The 15,722-nt window shown below is 62.7% G+C and carries 22 protein-coding genes; 20 read left to right on the top strand and 2 right to left on the bottom strand.

Features of this window, described 5'->3' with window-relative positions; all coding sequences use genetic code 11:
- Positions 1 to 6: 6 nt before the first annotated feature.
- The gene (locus NKI08_RS13125) at positions 7 to 198 is read right to left on the bottom strand and encodes a hypothetical protein (protein ID WP_352769853.1); all 192 of its coding nucleotides are present in this window, start codon (positions 196 to 198) and stop codon (positions 7 to 9) included.
- Entirely contained in the window at positions 195 to 398 is a 204-nt protein-coding gene (locus NKI08_RS13120) for a hypothetical protein (protein WP_352769850.1), read from the bottom strand. Before NKI08_RS13120 ends, NKI08_RS13125 begins: the two co-directional genes overlap by 4 nt.
- 123 nt (positions 399 to 521) lie before the next feature.
- Here NKI08_RS13120 and NKI08_RS13115 point away from each other — a divergent pair, with 123 nt between their 5' ends.
- From NKI08_RS13115 to NKI08_RS13020, 20 genes are all read left to right on the top strand, one after another.
- Positions 522 to 965: a hypothetical protein gene (locus NKI08_RS13115; RefSeq protein ID WP_352769847.1), complete on the top strand. Its 444-nt coding sequence runs from the start codon at positions 522 to 524 to the stop codon at positions 963 to 965.
- Positions 958 to 1,446, top strand: coding sequence for a hypothetical protein (locus NKI08_RS13110; RefSeq protein WP_352769845.1), 489 nt, complete (start codon positions 958 to 960; stop codon positions 1,444 to 1,446). Before NKI08_RS13115 ends, NKI08_RS13110 begins: the two co-directional genes overlap by 8 nt.
- The gene (locus NKI08_RS13105; protein ID WP_352769842.1) at positions 1,443 to 1,688 is read left to right on the top strand and encodes a hypothetical protein; all 246 of its coding nucleotides are present in this window, start codon (positions 1,443 to 1,445) and stop codon (positions 1,686 to 1,688) included. Before NKI08_RS13110 ends, NKI08_RS13105 begins: the two co-directional genes overlap by 4 nt.
- A gap of 38 nt (positions 1,689 to 1,726) precedes the next feature.
- Positions 1,727 to 1,975, top strand: a complete 249-nt coding sequence (locus tag NKI08_RS13100) for a hypothetical protein (protein WP_352769839.1) — start codon at positions 1,727 to 1,729, stop codon at positions 1,973 to 1,975.
- Positions 1,972 to 2,535 carry a hypothetical protein gene (locus NKI08_RS13095; RefSeq protein WP_352769836.1) on the top strand — a complete coding sequence of 188 codons (564 nt, stop codon included), beginning with the start codon at positions 1,972 to 1,974 and terminating at the stop codon, positions 2,533 to 2,535. Before NKI08_RS13100 ends, NKI08_RS13095 begins: the two co-directional genes overlap by 4 nt.
- Before the next feature lie 2 nt (positions 2,536 to 2,537).
- Positions 2,538 to 2,822: a hypothetical protein gene (locus NKI08_RS13090; RefSeq protein WP_352769833.1), complete on the top strand. Its 285-nt coding sequence runs from the start codon at positions 2,538 to 2,540 to the stop codon at positions 2,820 to 2,822.
- The gene (locus NKI08_RS13085) at positions 2,819 to 3,643 is read left to right on the top strand and encodes an HNH endonuclease signature motif containing protein (protein ID WP_352769830.1); all 825 of its coding nucleotides are present in this window, start codon (positions 2,819 to 2,821) and stop codon (positions 3,641 to 3,643) included. Before NKI08_RS13090 ends, NKI08_RS13085 begins: the two co-directional genes overlap by 4 nt.
- Positions 3,640 to 4,857 carry a phosphoadenosine phosphosulfate reductase domain-containing protein gene (locus NKI08_RS13080; protein ID WP_352769828.1) on the top strand — a complete coding sequence of 406 codons (1,218 nt, stop codon included), beginning with the start codon at positions 3,640 to 3,642 and terminating at the stop codon, positions 4,855 to 4,857. Before NKI08_RS13085 ends, NKI08_RS13080 begins: the two co-directional genes overlap by 4 nt.
- A gap of 2 nt (positions 4,858 to 4,859) precedes the next feature.
- Positions 4,860 to 6,077 carry a helix-turn-helix domain-containing protein gene (locus NKI08_RS13075; RefSeq protein WP_352769825.1) on the top strand — a complete coding sequence of 406 codons (1,218 nt, stop codon included), beginning with the start codon at positions 4,860 to 4,862 and terminating at the stop codon, positions 6,075 to 6,077.
- The gene (nusG, locus tag NKI08_RS13070; RefSeq protein ID WP_352769822.1) at positions 6,046 to 6,693 is read left to right on the top strand and encodes a transcription termination/antitermination protein NusG; all 648 of its coding nucleotides are present in this window, start codon (positions 6,046 to 6,048) and stop codon (positions 6,691 to 6,693) included. Before NKI08_RS13075 ends, nusG begins: the two co-directional genes overlap by 32 nt.
- Before the next feature lie 157 nt (positions 6,694 to 6,850).
- Entirely contained in the window at positions 6,851 to 7,183 is a 333-nt protein-coding gene (locus tag NKI08_RS13065; protein WP_352769820.1) for an HNH endonuclease family protein, read from the top strand.
- Between the two features lie 90 nt (positions 7,184 to 7,273).
- Positions 7,274 to 7,735, top strand: a complete 462-nt coding sequence (locus NKI08_RS13060; protein ID WP_352769817.1) for a hypothetical protein — start codon at positions 7,274 to 7,276, stop codon at positions 7,733 to 7,735.
- Positions 7,736 to 7,748: 13 nt separating this feature from the next.
- Entirely contained in the window at positions 7,749 to 9,506 is a 1,758-nt protein-coding gene (locus NKI08_RS13055) for a terminase large subunit domain-containing protein (protein WP_352769814.1), read from the top strand.
- An 11-nt stretch (positions 9,507 to 9,517) separates the two neighbouring features.
- Positions 9,518 to 9,709, top strand: coding sequence for a hypothetical protein (locus tag NKI08_RS13050; RefSeq protein ID WP_352769812.1), 192 nt, complete (start codon positions 9,518 to 9,520; stop codon positions 9,707 to 9,709).
- 1 nt (position 9,710) lies between these two features.
- Complete coding sequence (locus NKI08_RS13045; protein ID WP_352769811.1) at positions 9,711 to 11,114, top strand: phage portal protein; 1,404 nt, start codon at positions 9,711 to 9,713, stop codon at positions 11,112 to 11,114.
- On the top strand, positions 11,101 to 11,814 hold the full coding sequence (locus NKI08_RS13040) for an HK97 family phage prohead protease (RefSeq protein WP_352769808.1): 714 nt from the start codon (positions 11,101 to 11,103) through the stop codon (positions 11,812 to 11,814). The genes NKI08_RS13045 and NKI08_RS13040 overlap by 14 nt, the downstream gene beginning before the upstream one ends.
- A 36-nt stretch (positions 11,815 to 11,850) precedes the next feature.
- Complete coding sequence (locus NKI08_RS13035) at positions 11,851 to 13,323, top strand: phage major capsid protein (RefSeq protein WP_352769805.1); 1,473 nt, start codon at positions 11,851 to 11,853, stop codon at positions 13,321 to 13,323.
- A 212-nt stretch (positions 13,324 to 13,535) separates the two neighbouring features.
- Entirely contained in the window at positions 13,536 to 13,817 is a 282-nt protein-coding gene (locus NKI08_RS13030) for a hypothetical protein (protein WP_352769802.1), read from the top strand.
- A 27-nt stretch (positions 13,818 to 13,844) separates the two neighbouring features.
- Positions 13,845 to 15,209 (top strand): class I SAM-dependent methyltransferase, encoded by a 1,365-nt coding sequence (locus tag NKI08_RS13025; protein WP_352769799.1) that lies wholly within the window; start codon positions 13,845 to 13,847, stop codon positions 15,207 to 15,209.
- A 17-nt stretch (positions 15,210 to 15,226) separates the two neighbouring features.
- The gene (locus NKI08_RS13020; protein WP_352769796.1) at positions 15,227 to 15,721 is read left to right on the top strand and encodes a hypothetical protein; all 495 of its coding nucleotides are present in this window, start codon (positions 15,227 to 15,229) and stop codon (positions 15,719 to 15,721) included.
- Position 15,722 lies beyond the last annotated feature (1 nt).

The raw sequence follows: 15,722 nt of genomic DNA, 5'->3' as shown, positions 1-15,722 counted from the left end.
CACGCCTCACTCCAGCGTTTCGGGCTTGACCTCGAACCGCAACATAAGTCGCAACAGCAGAGTGACCACGTAGGGGATATCCTGCTCGCCGGCCGCCCAGCGCCTGGCCGTGCGTTCGCCGACCCGCATCATGCGCGCCGCGCCAACGATGCTGAGCCCAAGCCGGTCAAGGGTATTGCGGAATTCTTCGCCGTTCATCGGCGCACAATCGCCAGCGCCTTGGCGGCAGCATCGGCCGGGCTCGCGCTGCCGGGAATGGTCCGGCACAGCGCGTCCATGACAACGCGTATGTCACGCGTTCCCCAATCGCTCTCAAACCTATCCATGGCGTGCGCCTTGGCCGCATCGATCTGCGCCCTCAACTGCGCAACCGTCATGCCGGGAACGTACTCAACCATCTCGGTGACCTCCATCGCCGGGCACAATTGCCCCTGTCGAATACCTGCCAAAATGGCATGGTTCCGACCGGACGTCAATGGCCGTGCCGGCTTGGTCTTCGCCGTTGTCTGGGGCGCTAGCGCATGACCCCGGACGTCTCCATCCTCCGCGCCATGGCCCGCCTGCGTAAGGCGCTGGAAAAGCGCATGCGCATGGATGACCGCGCCGAGGAACTGACAGCGCGCGAGGGTGGCCGCCCGATCCGTTCCGGCACGCTCGCCGCCTATGACACGTTGGCCCTGAGCAGGAAACTGCGGCCGATGCTGGAATATGACGGGCGCGGCTGGCGGGCGCTGGCCGACGAGATCGGCGTGACCTCGCCGGACCTGTCGCGCGTCATGGCTGGGCAGGACATCGCCGCCGGCAAAATCTTCGCCATCTGCGACTGGGCAGGGCTCGATGCCCGCTCCTTCTATCGGCCGCCGCTCGGCGCGCCGCTACCGCGCAAGCACCCAAGGCGAGCATTACGCGCGCGGGCGATGTTTCACGGGAAAAGCACTGAAACAGGAATTTCCACGAATGCTTAAGTCGATCATTTTGCGGCTTGCGCCGCGCATCATCGCGCTCTCGGGAAAACGGCCGCCCGACGTGATCATCGGCGGTGCGGCCGATCCCTACATGCTGCGGTGGTGGATCATTCCACGCAATCGCGTGTTCAACATCTATCTCCATCATTTCATGCGCTCCGACGATGACCGGGCGCTGCACGATCATCCGTGGTGGAACTTATCGATCCTGCTGCACGGCCGGTATCTAGAACACACCATCTCGGCCGGCGGCATCAACCAGCGGGTCGAAAGGCAAGCAGGCGACCGCAAGTTCCGCCTCGCGTCGGCCGCACATCGCATCGAACTGGTCGATGGCCCCTGCTGGACGCTGTTCCTGACCGGGCCGAATCTGCGGACATGGGGCTTCCATTGCCCGCGCGGCTGGGTGCCATGGCAGCAATTCACCAAGCCTGAAAAGCCAGGGGAGATCGGGCGTGGCTGCGGCGAGTTCGACCAATGAGAGCCGCCGATCTCGAAAAAGCGCGGCTAATCAGCAATGCGCGTGACCAGAACGTCGCCATGCTGGCGCGGCTTGCCGGCGGCGAAGCGCTGACCCTGCGGATCGGCGAAAGCAACGGGCCTTCGGCTATTGTCCTGACGCCCGGCTATGAGGCGCGCATCCGCGACGATCTGATCGCCGCCTTCAGGCTGCGCATTACCGAAAACGAGGCGGCACTCGCCGCCATGGGGGTCGAGACGTGAGCGCGCTCGGGCAACGTGTCGATCCACTGGCGCGCGCCATGGCACCAGTCGTCCGCCAAATGCTGTTGGCCGAAGTCGAGCGGCTCGCTGCAGCGCTGCCGGCTGCAAAGCCGAAAGCCAGCAAGGCTGATGACGACATCATGGAGGCCTGCCGACAGGTGGCTAGTGCCACCGACCGGCTGGCGCAGGCGAAGTTCGGGGCGGGCGAGATCGCAGCGCGCAAGTCCCTGGAACGAGCAGGCACAATTCTAGGCCGGGTCATGCGCAAGCACGGGCGGATGCCGTGAACGCCGCCGTGCTCTCGCCCGATGCCGAGCGGCTGAAAGCCGTTCGCGCCGCCCTGGCCACGATCGAGCCTGCTGTGTGGACGCGCGTGCATGGCGCCGACGGCGCTTACGTCGAATCGCACGGCGACATGGGCGAGCTATTCGTGCTGGCGCGCTTCGACGAAGCGACAGTCGACGAGATCGACTTCGTCTGCAATGCGCCGGAGACGGTCGCTTTCCTACTACGGCTGTTCGATGCCGCTTGCTTCCAAATCCGCCGGTTGCGCGGGCTGCCGGAGCCTCGACGGCAGAACGAACCGGCCGGCGAGCCGATGGCGCGAGACGTCAAGAACTTCGCCGCCGAATGCGCGATGAAGTGCAAGGACGATGCGGCTTTCAAGCTGTTCCTCCATGAGGCTCACGGGCTGGAAAAGCCGCTGACCGACGATCGCGTGGCGCAAAAGGTGCGCTCGCTGCTCGGCGTCCAATCACGAAAAGAACTGAACGATGGCGGCAAGGCGAGCGAAGCGTGGAAAGCGCTGCGCGCCAGCTTCGCCGCATGGCTGAAGGCGGGGACATGACCATGAAAAACAGACTGACCGATCTGAATGACCATCTGTTCATGCAGCTCGAGCGACTTGCCGACGAAACCCTTACGGCGGAACACATCGCCAGCGAGGTCGACCGCACCGACGCCATGGTCAAGATCGCCGACAAGATCGTCGACAACGCCCGCCTCAACCTGCAGGCCTGCGAGCTAGTTGCCAAGCACGGCGACCGCTTCATGAAGCACCTGCCGATGCTGGCCGAGCCCGCGACGTCGGCGCCGGTCTTGGACTTCAAGAAGAAAGTCGAGGGCGGCCAATGAAGGGCGGTCGCATCCACTATAGCGCCCCCGAGATGGCGTGGTTGCAGACCAATCGCGCGATGATCATCAGCGATTATCACGCGGCTTTCCGTGTCGAGTTCGGCCGCGACGACGTGTCGGCGGGTCATCTTCATGGGCTTCGCAAGCGCAAAGGCTGGAAGGTTGGCCGCGCGCCCGGTCGGTTTGCCGGGCGGCACAATCGCTACACTGCCGCAGAAATCGCGTGGTTGCGCGACAATTCGACGATGGAGATCAACGCCTGGTGCGCCGCGTTTCGCCAAGCGTTCGCACGCGACGATGCGACGCCGGCCAAGCTGCACAGCCTGCGCAAGCGCATGGGCTGGAAAACCGGCCGCAGCGGACACTTCGAAAAAGGGGCGGTTTCGCACAACAAGGGCAAGAGGATGCCCTTCAACGCGAATTCGGCCGCGACCCGGTTCAAGAAGGGCCAGCTGCCGCAAAACTATCGTGGCCCAGGGCATGAATCGATCGACGACGATGGCTATGTCTGGATCGTCACCGATCAGCCCAATCCGTGGACGGGCGCCTCGACGTGGCGAATCCACAAGCATCGCTGGCTTTGGGAGAAGGCGCACGGCCCGGTGCCAGAAGGCCATGTGCTCAAATGCCTCGACAGCGACCGGTCGAACACCGATCCCGCGAACTGGGAACTGGTCCCGATCGGGCTCCTGCCACGACTGAATGGCAAATCCGGCCGCCGGTATGACGCGGCACCGGCTGAACTCAAGCCGACCATCATGGCCATCGCGAAGCTGGAACACCGGGCTCGCGCAAGGCGAAAGCCGGAGGCCGTGCAGTGAAGCCCTTTCAGCCAACGCTTTTCGAAGGATCAAAGCGCCTCGTCTATGATGAGGCGGTCGATCTCACGCTGCAATCCATGCAGGCATACGGCCCAGCGCATGATCATTGGGGCATCGCCTGGTCTGGCGGCAAGGACAGCTCGGCAACGCTGTCACTCATCGTCCATCTGATCGATGTCGGCCGGCTGGCGGCTCCAAAAAGCCTCACCGTGTTCTATGCCGATACGCGGCAGGAATTGCCGCCGCTGGCAATCGCGGCCGAGCGCATCATGGTGCAACTGGCCGAGCGCGGCATCCGCAGCGAGGTGGTTCGGGCGCCGCTCGACAAGCGGTTCCTGGTCTACATCCTCGGCCGTGGCGTGCCGCCGCCAAACAACAACACGCTGCGCTGGTGCACGCGGCAGATCAAGATCGACCCGATGGCCGAAGCGCTCGAGCAGCGGCTCGGCGAGCTGGACGGCAAGATCCTGATGATCACAGGCGTGCGCCAGGGCGAAAGCGCCATTCGCGATGACCGCATCGCCATGTCCTGCGGCAAGGATGGGGCCGAATGCGGGCAGGGCTGGTATCAGGAGGTTCTGCCCAACGCCAAGGGTATCAGGGGCCGTATCGCGACGCTCGCACCTTTGCTGCATTGGCGGGTCTGCAATGTCTGGGACTGGCTGCGCATTTATGCGCCCATGGCCGAATATGGCGGCTGGGCGACGGCGGCGATCGCCGACGCCTATGGCGGCGACGAGGCGACCGAGATCAATGCGCGCACCGGCTGCGCCGGTTGCCCGCTGGCCAGCAAGGATCTTGCGCTCGACACGATCGTGGCGTCGCCGGCATGGGGTCACCTTGCGCCGCTGAAGGGCCTGAAGCCGCTCTATCGCGAGCTGCGCGAGCCCCGGCATCGCATTCGCAAGGCCGGCCTTGAACGACTGAAGGACGGATCGGTCGCGGCCAACCCGCAGAGGATGGGGCCGCTGACCTTCGCGGCCCGGCTTATGGGCCTCGATCGCGTGTTGTCTATTCAGGGTCAGTGCAACGCTCGCGCCGCCGAACTAGGCCGCCCGTTGCTGGACATCCTCAACCCTGAGGAAGAAGCGCGTATCCGCGAGCTTATCGCCGCTGAGACATGGCCGAACGGCTGGGATGGCGACGAGCCGGCGGCCGACATGCCGATGGACAGTTACTTCTCGGACGGCTCCGTGCAGCCGTTGCTGGTGTAGACATGAGCGCATTTCTACTTGGCATAGGCTTTCGCGCCGACATGGGCACCTGCGCACGCAAGCTGGTGCTGCTCAAGCTGATCGACGCCTGCGACGATGACGGCAGCCGCATCTTCCCGGCGATCTCGACGATCGCCCGTGCCGCGCAATGCTCGACGCGCCAGGTGCAGCGCGAGCTGAAAGCCTTCCTCGACATCGGGCTCATCAGGCTGGTGCGCGAGGGCGGCAAGGGGCCGCGCAGCACCAACGAATACACGCTCGACCTCGACGTGCTGCACCTGCTTGGCAAGGGCGGATGGGCGCTTGTGGCGGCCGACAGGGCAGGTAACGGCGAAGAAAAAAAGGGTGACACGGTGTCACCCTTGGAAGGTGATGAAAAGGGTGACACCGGCGACAGCAAAAGGGTGACACCGGAGACGCCTAAGGGTGACAAGCTGAGTCACCCAACCCCTCAAGACCCCTCCCTTGATCCCTCAGTTGAGAGAGAGCGCGAGCGCGAGGACGGCAAGAAAATCGATGCCGAAGGCTGGGCGCTGCTGAAGGATTGGCCGGGGTTCGCCGGCATGCCGAAGGAACCGGCGCTGAAGGTGTGGCGCGGCCTCGAACCAGTGGAACGGGCCGAGGCCGCACGGCTGTTCCCGCACTGGCTGGCGCTGCTCAAGGCGCAGCGCAAGACCCATACTCCAGCGCCATCGAGCTACTTTGGGCAGAAGCTGTGGCGCGAGGTTCCGGAACCGCCAGTGGCAGCGCCCAAGCCGGCCTATGCGCCTGCCTTCGGCCCGGTCTGGGCAGCGATCCGCATGCGTGACCTAGTCACCGGGCCGAAGCAGGCGACGCCGCTGAAGCCATGGGAAGAACGCTCGCTCGCCGACGGCACCATGAAGCTCGATCGGCACACGCTGGAGAAGGCCAACAGGCTGCGTGGCGGCTGGCCGATGGTCAACGCGCTGGACCTTGCGGCGGAGACGCGTGGGCTCGGTATCCATGGCTTTGGAGTTGAGGAAGAGCAGATCGGCAAGCTCTGCGAGTTCGTGCCGATCGGCAGCGAGGTATGGCAGGCATGGAAGCTCGAGCACGAGATGCGCGGTTGGCCATGGCTGCCGGACCCGGGAACGATGCCCGGCGTGTATTTCCCGGCTGGCGGGCCGGCAGGACTGGAAGCATTCGAACAGGCGGTGCGAGGGAACCATGATGCGAGCGGACGTGAAGCGGCTGAGTGAGGCGGAAATCATCGGCCCGACCGACAGGCAGACGGCTGCGATCGATCGTGCGCTGCTGAGTCGCGCACGGGTTCGCAAGCAGCTCGAAGCGGCAGCGGTGGACGGTGAGCGCGCCTGGTTTGCGATTCGCGTGCGGGTAAACTGCGAGAAGGCTGTGGATAAAGCGCTGTGGATGGCGGGCGTTTCGACGTGGCTGCCGCTCGAACGCATAGAGGGATTGGTGCGCCGAGGACGTCGCCTGCCGGTGCAGGAACGGCCTGTGCTGTGGGGTCTGCTGTTCGTTCATATCGTGATGTCGGCGGACGCTTGGCACGGTCTGAGGAGCGTCAAGCACGTGATCTCCATCATTGGCGACGAGCATGGGCCGATGCCAATTTTGAACAAGCAGTTCAACAGCTTCCGCACGATGGTCGATCTCGGCGTCTATGGTGAGAAACCGACTGGCTGGACTGTCGGCGTCGGCGATACGGTCAAGGTCGGTGCCGGCCCAGCATATGGCAAGAAGGGCGTCGTCAAGGCGATCAAGGGCAAGCGTCACGATCGCATTATGCTCATGCTCTGGGGTGGTAAGAACGTCATCGACATCCCTCTTGCGCATTTGGTGAAACCGGATTAGCGAATCCGACCCAGGACGAACCGTCGACAGTGGAGCGCGTATTGCTCCCGAGACCGAGACACGGCCACGCCAGTGCGGCGTAGGATGGGTGCCGGACGGATCCAGATGAAGCGAAGGGCTCGGCCCGGCATGCTTCCCCGCAATGGAAAAGATTCCCTTGGCAAAGCTGAAGATGATGGCTCCGGTTATCCGGACCATGGACACACGCACGGTCAAGGTCGCTCCCAAGACGGCAGAGCCGTTCTACCTGTCGCCCGAGTGGCGCAAGCTGATGGCCGAGATCATCGCGGAGCGCGGTCGCCGATGCGAGGACCCGCAATGCGATGGCAACACGCATCGGCCTGGCATGCGCGTGTTCGGTGATCACGTCATCGAGCTCAGGGACGGCGGTGCGCCGCTCGACAAGCGCAACATCATGCTCCGCTGCGGAGCATCGCACACCAAGAAGACGCTGGCCGAGCGGGCCAAGAGGATGGCAGCCCGACCCTGACCAAGGGGGGGCGGGTCAAATCTCTGGGGGTCGATGGGGCCCCTAACCGCTTGGGGCTCATTCAGAGGTTTTTTTTCGATGAGTGAGATTTTGGACCTCTTTGGCGAGGCCGTTCCGGCGAACTGGGGTGAGCGCGGTCGACCGCAGCACATCGCCAGCCAGAAAAACCGGAATCGTGTCAGCATGTTAGTGTCGCTGGGCTGGTCGAATGCGCGGATTGCCTCGGCGCTGTTCGTGACACTGCCGACTTTGCGGAAGCATTATTTTTCCGAGCTAAAGTTCCGGGATGTAGCTCGGGATCGTCTCAATGCCACCGTGGCGACCAAGCTGTGGGAACTGTTCATGGCTGGCAACGTCGCCGCCGGCAAGGAATTCCGCGACTTCGTCGAGAAAAACGACCTCATGCTGTACGGGCAGATCGCGCAGCCGCCGAAGCCCGAAAAGGCTCCCAAGCTCGGCAAAAAGGAAGCCGAAGCCGCCGCGGCTCACCAGCCGGATAGAGGCAATCGCCTTGGCGACCTGATGGCGCGCCGGCAGGGGCCAGCGAACTGATGCGCCGCCGCTAATGTGGGATCTAAGCTGTCCGGACTGGGAAGAGCGGATCCGTACCGGCCGTTCCCTGATCCCGGATCTGCCGCTGATCCGATCCGAGGCCGAGATGGGCCTCGCGTTCTTCGACGAGTTGAAGCTTCCCGACGTTCCGGGAAAGCCGCGGTTGGGCGATGCCGCGGGGCAGTGGTTCCGCGATATCGTTGCCACCTCTTTTGGATCGTGGGATCCTGCCTCGCAGCAGAACTTCATCCGGGACATCTTCGTCCTAGCGCCGAAAGGGTCGTCGAAGACCTCCTATGGTGCCGGAATGGAACTGGCGGTCATGCTGATGAACCGCCGCCCGCGGGCGGAGGCCCTGTTCATCGGACCGACCCAAGCGATTTCCGACCGCGCCTACGAACAAGCGGTCGGCATGATCGAGGAATCGCCGGACCTCAAGCGACGCTTTCGGCCGCGCGATCACCTCAAGACGATCGAGGACCTGGTTAACGGCTCGGAGATGAAGGTCAAGACGTTCGACCTGAACATTCTGACCGGCGCGATCCTGATCTTCGCGCACCTCGACGAGGTCCACCTGCTCGGCAAGTCACCCTACGCCGGCAAGGTGATCCGCCAGATACGCGGCGGAATCGACAAGACGCCCGAAGGCAAGTTCCTGATCACGACGACCGAAAGCGACGACATCCCGGCCGGCGCCTTCAAGGATGAACTCCACAGCGCGCGAAAACACCGCGACGGCGAGTTCCGGGACAAAGAAGCACGGCCCACCCTGGCGGTGATGTACGAGTTTCCGGACGACATCGCGAAAGACCCCGCGAAGTGGCGTGATCCGGCGAACTGGCCGATGGTCCAACCGAACCTCGGCCGTTCAGTGCATATGAAGGACCTGGTCCAGGGCTGGAATTCCGACAAAGACAAGGGCGAACGCTCGATCCGTGAGTGGGCGTCACAATATCTCAACATCGAAATGGGCGTAGGGCATAAGACGGACGGCTGGCCCGGCGCCGAGTTCTGGGCCGGAGCGGAAGAACCGGAGCTTGACCTAGACAGCTTGATTGAACGCTCGGAGGCGATCGTCGTCGGCATCGACGGCGGCGGGCTTGACGATCTGTTCGGCGCCAGCGCGCTCGGCCGAGAGAAGGCTACCAAGACATGGCTGTCGGTATCGAAGGCATGGTGCCACAAGAGCGTGTTGGAAAGGCGGCTGACGATCGCCGCGCGGCTGCTGGATTTCGCAAGGCTCGATGAGATCGAGATCATAGACGATGAGTTCGTCGACGTCGCCGCCCTGGTGACGCTTCTCGAGCCTTGCGACGCGCTGTTGTTGCCGAAGGATGTCGCTGGCGTTCTGATCTTGGTGTCGCGGGTGCTTGAAGCCGGAAAGCTGGCCGCTGTGGCGATCGACGTCGAAGGGCCGTACGGCGAGCTTGCTGACGCACTGGCGCTGATCGGCGTGACGCAGGAAAACAAGAACCTGGTCGGTGTGGGGCAGGGCTATCGGCTGATGAACGCTATCAAGACCTCCGAGCGTAAGCTTGCCAACGGCACACTCAAGCATCAGTCGAGCCAGCTCATGGATTGGTGCGTGGGCAACATCAGGATTGAGCCAACGGCGACGGCGATTCGAGCCACCAAGCAAAACGCCGGAGACGCCAAGATTGATCCAGCCATGGCGCTGTTCGACGCGGTGTCGATCATGGTGACGAATCCGGAGCCGATCGCGATCGCCGGCAGCTCCTATCTCGACCACGAAGAAGTTCTCGTTTTTTGAGGCGACCGATGTTGAAGAAGCTTGCAGGGCCTCTGGCCGCCATCGCTGTTCGGTTGCCGATCGTCCTTCGTGACCTCGTCGGCCTGGCGGCAGTCGGCTTGATCTCCTACGGCGCCTGGCTGGTTTTCCCGGCGGCCGGCTACATCGTTGGCGGCGCTCTGCTTCTCGCCGGGACTATCCTGATCAGCGCGAAGGCGGCCTGATATGGGCCGCGGCCTGTTCGGCGCGCTGGCGAGCGGGCTTGAGAGCAAAGCGACGGACATCTCCAATCTGACCTGGGAGAAGCTGTTCGGCGAGGATGCCAAGGTCAAATCAGGCGTTTCGGTCAACATCGATTCCGCGCTGAAGGTGTCGACCGTTCTGGCCGTGACACGGGCGCTCGCCAATGGCGTGGCGCAGATCCCGCTGAAGGTGTTTCGCGAGGACGCCAAAGGCTCGAAAGCGCTTGCCAAGGATCACCCGGCCTATCGCCTTTTGTGGCGCCGGCCGAATGACTGGATGACCTCATTCGAGTTTCGCCAGTTGATGATGTTTCATGCCGTGCTGGACGGCAACGCCTACGCCTATATCGGCCGCGGCGGCGTCAAAAGACGGTTGGTCGAACTGATCCCGCTGGTTGGCCATGTGGTGACCAGGCAGGCGGCCGACTGGACTATCACCTACGAGGTCACCGCCAGCGATGGAATGACCTCAACGTATCGGCGCGAAGATATCCTCCACCTTCGTGGCCCGTCATGGAACGGCTTTGCCGGCATGAACGCCCTGCAGCTTGCTCGTGAGGCGATCGGGCTGGCGATCGCGACAGAGGAGACGCAGGCGCGCATGCACGGCAATGGCGCCAAGCCTGGCGGTCTGCTGTCGTTTGACAAGGAACTCGGCGACAAGGCCAAGGAACGGCTGAAGGCGCTCGCACAGGAGAATATTTCCGGCCTGCGCTCGGCCTTCAAGACGCTGGTGCTCGACAACGGCGCCAAATGGACGCCGTTCCAGATGACCGGCGTCGACAGCCAGCATCTCGAAACCCGCAAGTTCCAGATCGAGGAAATCTGCCGCGACCTCGGCGTGTTTCCGCAAATGGTCGGCCACAGCGACAAGACGGCGACCTTCGCATCGGCCGAAGCGTTCTTCCTCGCCCACGTCATCCATTCACTGGCGCCTTGGATTGAAAATTGGCAGCAGGTGTTCGCGCGGGATCTGTTCCCGGACGAGGACGATATCAGCGCAGAATTCAGCGTGCAGGGCCTGCTACGCGGCGACCACAAGACCCGCGCCGAGTTCTACGCCTCCGGCATCATTAACGGCTACTTCACCCGCAATGAGGTCAGGGGCTGGGAAAACCTCAACCCGATCGACGGCCTCGATGAGCCGTTGATCCCGCTCAACATGGGGACCGCTTCCGAGCGCGCCGCCATGGCCAAGGAAGTCACCGCCGCGGTCAAGAGCATGATGGGCCACAATGGCGGCCCGGCTCTCGACGATGCCGAAATCGAGGCGAAAGTCGGCCGCGTTCTGTCTGCTGCAAACGAACGCCGCATCACATCGGCCCGCGATGAACTCGACACGGTGCTGAAGACGCTTCCGAAAGGGGAAACCAATGGATCGGCTTAGCTTTGACCTCGAGGTGAAGTTCGCTCAGGGCGCTCCGGACGGAACGTTCGAGGGCTACGGCTCAATGTTCGGCAATGAGGACATGGGCGGTGACGTCATCCTGCGCGGCGCCTTCAAGGATAGCCTGGCCGAATGGGAAAAGAAGGGCAAGCTGCCGAAAATGCTGTTGCAGCATGGCGGCATGTTCTTCGGCGGCGCCGAGGACTCGGTGCCGATTGGCAAATGGACCGCGATGAAAGAAGATTCCAAGGGCCTTCGGGTGGAGGGCAAGCTGATCGCGCTCGACACCGACCGTGGCAAATCGATCTATGCCGCGATGAAAGAAGGCGAGCTCGACGGGCTATCGATCGGCTACCGGGCCAAGAAATTCTCGCTCGGAACAAAACCGGCCGAGCCGTATCGAACGATCGAAACTCTCGATCTCAAGGAAGTCAGCGTCGTTCTGTTCGGAATGAACGAACGCGCCCTGGTGACGAACGTCAAGTCGCTGATCGGCGGCATGGCAGCACAGGACTGGCGCGATCTGGAGGCGGCCCTTCGCGACGAAGGGCTTTCGCGCGCCGATGCCACGAAAGCGGTGTCGGGCCTCAAAGCATGGCTCCAGCGCGACGCTGGAGAGCCGGAAACGGGACCTCGTGACGAGGGTCTGCCGGCGGAGCTCATCGCCTCGATCAATCGAGCCGCTGCCGCTCTTCGGTAGGCAACCAAACTCAACCCAACCCACACGAGGGATATCATGAAAAGTCACCGTCTTCTGACGGCGCTCGCGCTCGTTGCGTGCTGCGCCATCGCAATCACTTTCGCCTTCGGCGTTTCGCCGGATGCCGTCGTCGCGCTTGTGGGCGCCGTTCATGGTCACGGCTTCGATGCCAACCACATGATGATCGCCTCCGCCGGCGCGGTTGCCGTGTCGCCGGAAGAAGTCAAAAAGGCCGTCGAAGGCTTGATGACCACCTTCGAGCAGTTCAAGGACACCAATGACACCCGTCTCAAGGAGATCGAGAAGAAGGGGGGCGCGGATCCGGTGACCGTCGACAAGCTCAACAAGATCGAGACGTCGCTCGCAGGTTTCGAAGGTCTCAACCAGCGCCTGACGCAGGCCGAAGCCAAGAACAAGGCTCTGGAGGAGCACAAGGAACAGTCCGACGCGCTTCTTGCCAAGATGGAAGCCAAACTCGGCCGTCCTGGCGCGCAGAACGGCACTGAACGCCGGATCGAGCTGAAGAAGCGCGTCAACGACTGGGGCCACGCTGTCTATGACGCCTATGCCATGGGCAGTGCCAATCTTTCCGCAGAGCAGCAGAAAGCTCTGTCGGACGTAGTGGCCGAATACAAGGCCCTCAACGTCGGCACCGACACCGCCGGTGGCTATCTCGCGCCGACGGAGTATGTTGCCGAGATCATCAAGGGCGTCACCGAAATCAGCCCGGCACGCTCCATCGTGAAGGTTCGGCAAAGCGCGAACAAGGCAATCCAGCTCCCGAAGCGAACGGGCCAGTTCGCCGCTCGACGCGTTTCTGAGCAGGGCACCAAGACCGAGACTACCGGTCTGACATACGGCCTCGAAGAAATGCCCCTGCCGGAAATGTATGCCCTGATCGACATTTCCAACCAGATGCTCGAGGATTCTGCCTTCGACATGGAAGCTGAGATTCGCGAGGAGGCGCAGGAGCAGTTCGCCGTCAAGGAAGGCGCCGAGTTTGTCTCCGGCTCCGGCGTCGGCGAGATGGAAGGCATTCTAACCAACGCTTCCGTGGCCTCGACCGTATCCGGCTCGGCTGCCGTCATCGCCGATTCCGACGGCCAGGCTAACGGCCTCATGACACTCTTCCATGCCATCAAGACCGACTATACGCGCAATGCGAACTGGATCTTGAACCGGACCACGCTCGGCTCGGTGCGCAAGCTCAAGGACTCGCAGAAGCAGTATATCTGGATGCCTGGCCTGGCCAATGGCGTGCCGAACACCATCCTCGGTGCTCCCTATGTCGAAATGCCGGATATGCCATCGGAAGGCGCCAATCTTTATCCGATCGGCTTCGGCGATTTCCGCCGCGCCTATACGATGGCCGATCGCATCTCGATGGAGATGTTGCGCGATCCCTTCACCCAGGCGACCTCCGGCAACATCCGCTTCATCCTGCGCAAGCGGCTTGGCGGCAAGGTGGTGCTGGCCGAGGCAATCCGCCTGCTGAAGTGCTCGACCTGAGAGCCTTTGTGATCAGCTGAGCCCGGCAAAGGCCGGGCTCTCTTCCTCAAACAAATCGGAGCACTTCAAATGTTTGACCTCAAAATGGGCTCAAGCCCGTTCGTGTCATCTCGCCGGTTGCCATCGGCACCACCGGCACCGGCCAGGTCGGGAAAATCGTAGACCGCAAGGGCTATATCGGCCCCGTTCTGTTCGCGGTCGAATACGGCACCGTGACCGCAACGGCCGCAGTCTATACGGCGACCGTCAAAGAAGGCGACGTCACTGGCACCATGACCTCTGCAGCCGACGCCGATCTGATCGGCACCGAAGCCGCAGCTGGTGTCGGCGCCACCGGAACCCGCGTCTCGGGAACCTCGAAGAACTGTGTCAAGACGATCGGGTACAAGGGCGGCAAGCGCTACTGCAATATCAGCGTCAAGTCGACGACGACGGCCGCGACGCCGGTCGCCGCGACTGCCTACCTGGATCCGGCCAGCAAGCCCGCGACCTGACATTTCCTCCGCGCGCGCCGGCACCGCTTGGCGCGCGCCTCCCCTGTCCGACAACAGGAATTCCAAATGACATCCCTGCGTGGTGACCAGGCGCTGACACGCCTGCTGGAATATGACGACGTCCGGACCATTGTCGACGTCGGCAGCGGCGACGGCGAGCATGCTCGCATCATGCGCGCCGAAGGCCGTGATGTGATCGCGATCTCGCTCATCGAGCCGGCCGACGTGATCGGTGACTTCATGGGCTGGGCCTCGCCGAAGACCGACTTCGACGCAATATGGGCGTGCCACGTTCTTGAGCACCAGGTTGATCCGGGTGCGTTCCTGCGGGAATGCCGTCGCCGGCTTCGCCCTGGTGGCTATCTGGTGGTCACGGTACCGCCGATGAAGCACGCCATCGTCGGCGGGCATGTCGCGCTCTGGAATGCCGGGCTTCTGCTTTACCACCTCATTCTTGCGGGTTTTGACTGCCGCGAGGCTCGGGTCGGAACGTACGATTACAACGTCTCGGTGATCGTCGGGAATCATCCGGCCGAACTGCCGGCACTTCACTGTGATCACGGCGATATAGAGCGCCTGGCTGAGTGGTTCCCGGTTTCAGTGCAGCAGGGCTTTGACGGCCGACTGCCGAATATCAGCTGGTCTTCCGAACCTGTTGCGCCGATTCACCCGGCCGGCGACGTTCCTGACCACGTTTGCATTCTTGGCCTCGGCCCTTCGCTCGAGGCTTATGTTGACCTGGTGAAGCGCCTCGGCGGACGGCACGCTTTCTGTGACGAGGTTTGGGGTATCAACGCCGTGGCCGGCGTCGTTCAGTGCGATCGGGTCTTCCACATGGACGATGTCAGGGTCCAGGAGGTGCGCGCAGCAGCTCGGCCGGACAGTAACATTGCCAGGATGCTTGAATGGATGCGACGCCATCCTGGCCCGATTTACACCAGCCAGACGCATCCGGACTATCCGGGTCTTATCGCCTACCCGCTGGACGATGTCATCAATTCGTGCGGCTGGGCCTATTTCAACAGCACGGCAGCCTATGCCGTCGCCTACGCCATCCACATCGGGGTCAAGAAGATCAGCATGTGGGGTTTCGACTTCACCTATGCGAATTCCCATCAGGCCGAGAAGGGGCGGGCCTGCGTCGAATTCCATCTCGGGATTGCGTCCGAACGTGGGATCGAAATCGGCTTCCCCTCCGGGACATCGCTCATGGACGCCAACGCGCCGATACCCGATCGGCTCTACGGCTACGACATGGTCGATCTGGCCTTTGAGGACACCGGCGAACGACACGTCGTTACGATGACGCCGCACGATCGGCTGCCATCGGCCGATGCGATCGAGGCACGCTATGATCATGCGAAGCATCCCAATCCCCTCGTCAAGGGCTAACCCCGAAAGGAACGAGCATGTCCGACATGAAAGCAGTCAAGGTTCTGCGAACCGTCCGCGTTGCGGAAACCGGCAATCACTACGGCCGAGAGATCGTCAAGGGCACCGAAGACAAGGTGCCGGAAAACGTGTTCGCCGGCCTGGAGGCTGAAGGCTACGTTGAGGCGCTCGGTGGCAAGAAGGGTGGCAAGGGTGCCCTTCGTGACGATGGCCCCACAGTCGCAGAGTTCGTGGCCGCTGGGTATTCAGCATCGGACTATCCGCCGCACGGCTATGCGTCGCGAAGCACGCCTGAGGAAATCGCGGAAGCTGTGAAGGCGGCCAAGGCGGACGAGAAAGCCGCGAAGGCAGCGGCCAAGATGCGCGATGCTATCCTGGCGGACCTCATGAAGCTTTCGGACGAAGACCTCGCCAAGGTAGTTGAAGCCGAGAAGATCGCCGTCGTCGATGGCGACAGCAAGGATGTCGTGCTCGGCAAGATCGCCGACGCTCGCATGGCTGCGCAGGCCTGAT

Source organism: Mesorhizobium sp. M0768, from assembly GCF_040320195.1.
Taxonomy (GTDB): domain Bacteria; phylum Pseudomonadota; class Alphaproteobacteria; order Rhizobiales; family Rhizobiaceae; genus Mesorhizobium.
This window is presented reverse-complemented; position numbering and strand designations above follow the sequence as displayed.

Excerpts from the sequence above, each read along its gene's own strand:
- NKI08_RS13035 (WP_352769805.1), top strand. The coding sequence starts at position 11,851 with ATGAAAAGTCACCGTCTTCTGACGGCGCTCGCGCTCGTTGCGTGCTGC.
- NKI08_RS13020 (WP_352769796.1), top strand. The coding sequence starts at position 15,227 with ATGTCCGACATGAAAGCAGTCAAGGTTCTGCGAACCGTCCGCGTTGCG.
- NKI08_RS13105 (WP_352769842.1), top strand. The coding sequence starts at position 1,443 with ATGAGAGCCGCCGATCTCGAAAAAGCGCGGCTAATCAGCAATGCGCGT.
- NKI08_RS13085 (WP_352769830.1), top strand. The coding sequence starts at position 2,819 with ATGAAGGGCGGTCGCATCCACTATAGCGCCCCCGAGATGGCGTGGTTG.
- NKI08_RS13045 (WP_352769811.1), top strand. The coding sequence starts at position 9,711 with ATGGGCCGCGGCCTGTTCGGCGCGCTGGCGAGCGGGCTTGAGAGCAAA.
- NKI08_RS13110 (WP_352769845.1), top strand. The coding sequence starts at position 958 with ATGCTTAAGTCGATCATTTTGCGGCTTGCGCCGCGCATCATCGCGCTC.
- NKI08_RS13120 (WP_352769850.1), bottom strand. The coding sequence starts at position 398 with ATGGTTGAGTACGTTCCCGGCATGACGGTTGCGCAGTTGAGGGCGCAG.
- NKI08_RS13100 (WP_352769839.1), top strand. The coding sequence starts at position 1,727 with ATGGCACCAGTCGTCCGCCAAATGCTGTTGGCCGAAGTCGAGCGGCTC.
- NKI08_RS13125 (WP_352769853.1), bottom strand. The coding sequence starts at position 198 with ATGAACGGCGAAGAATTCCGCAATACCCTTGACCGGCTTGGGCTCAGC.
- NKI08_RS13040 (WP_352769808.1), top strand. The coding sequence starts at position 11,101 with ATGGATCGGCTTAGCTTTGACCTCGAGGTGAAGTTCGCTCAGGGCGCT.
- NKI08_RS13055 (WP_352769814.1), top strand. The coding sequence starts at position 7,749 with ATGTGGGATCTAAGCTGTCCGGACTGGGAAGAGCGGATCCGTACCGGC.
- nusG (WP_352769822.1), top strand. The coding sequence starts at position 6,046 with ATGATGCGAGCGGACGTGAAGCGGCTGAGTGAGGCGGAAATCATCGGC.
- NKI08_RS13115 (WP_352769847.1), top strand. The coding sequence starts at position 522 with ATGACCCCGGACGTCTCCATCCTCCGCGCCATGGCCCGCCTGCGTAAG.
- NKI08_RS13090 (WP_352769833.1), top strand. The coding sequence starts at position 2,538 with ATGAAAAACAGACTGACCGATCTGAATGACCATCTGTTCATGCAGCTC.
- NKI08_RS13075 (WP_352769825.1), top strand. The coding sequence starts at position 4,860 with ATGAGCGCATTTCTACTTGGCATAGGCTTTCGCGCCGACATGGGCACC.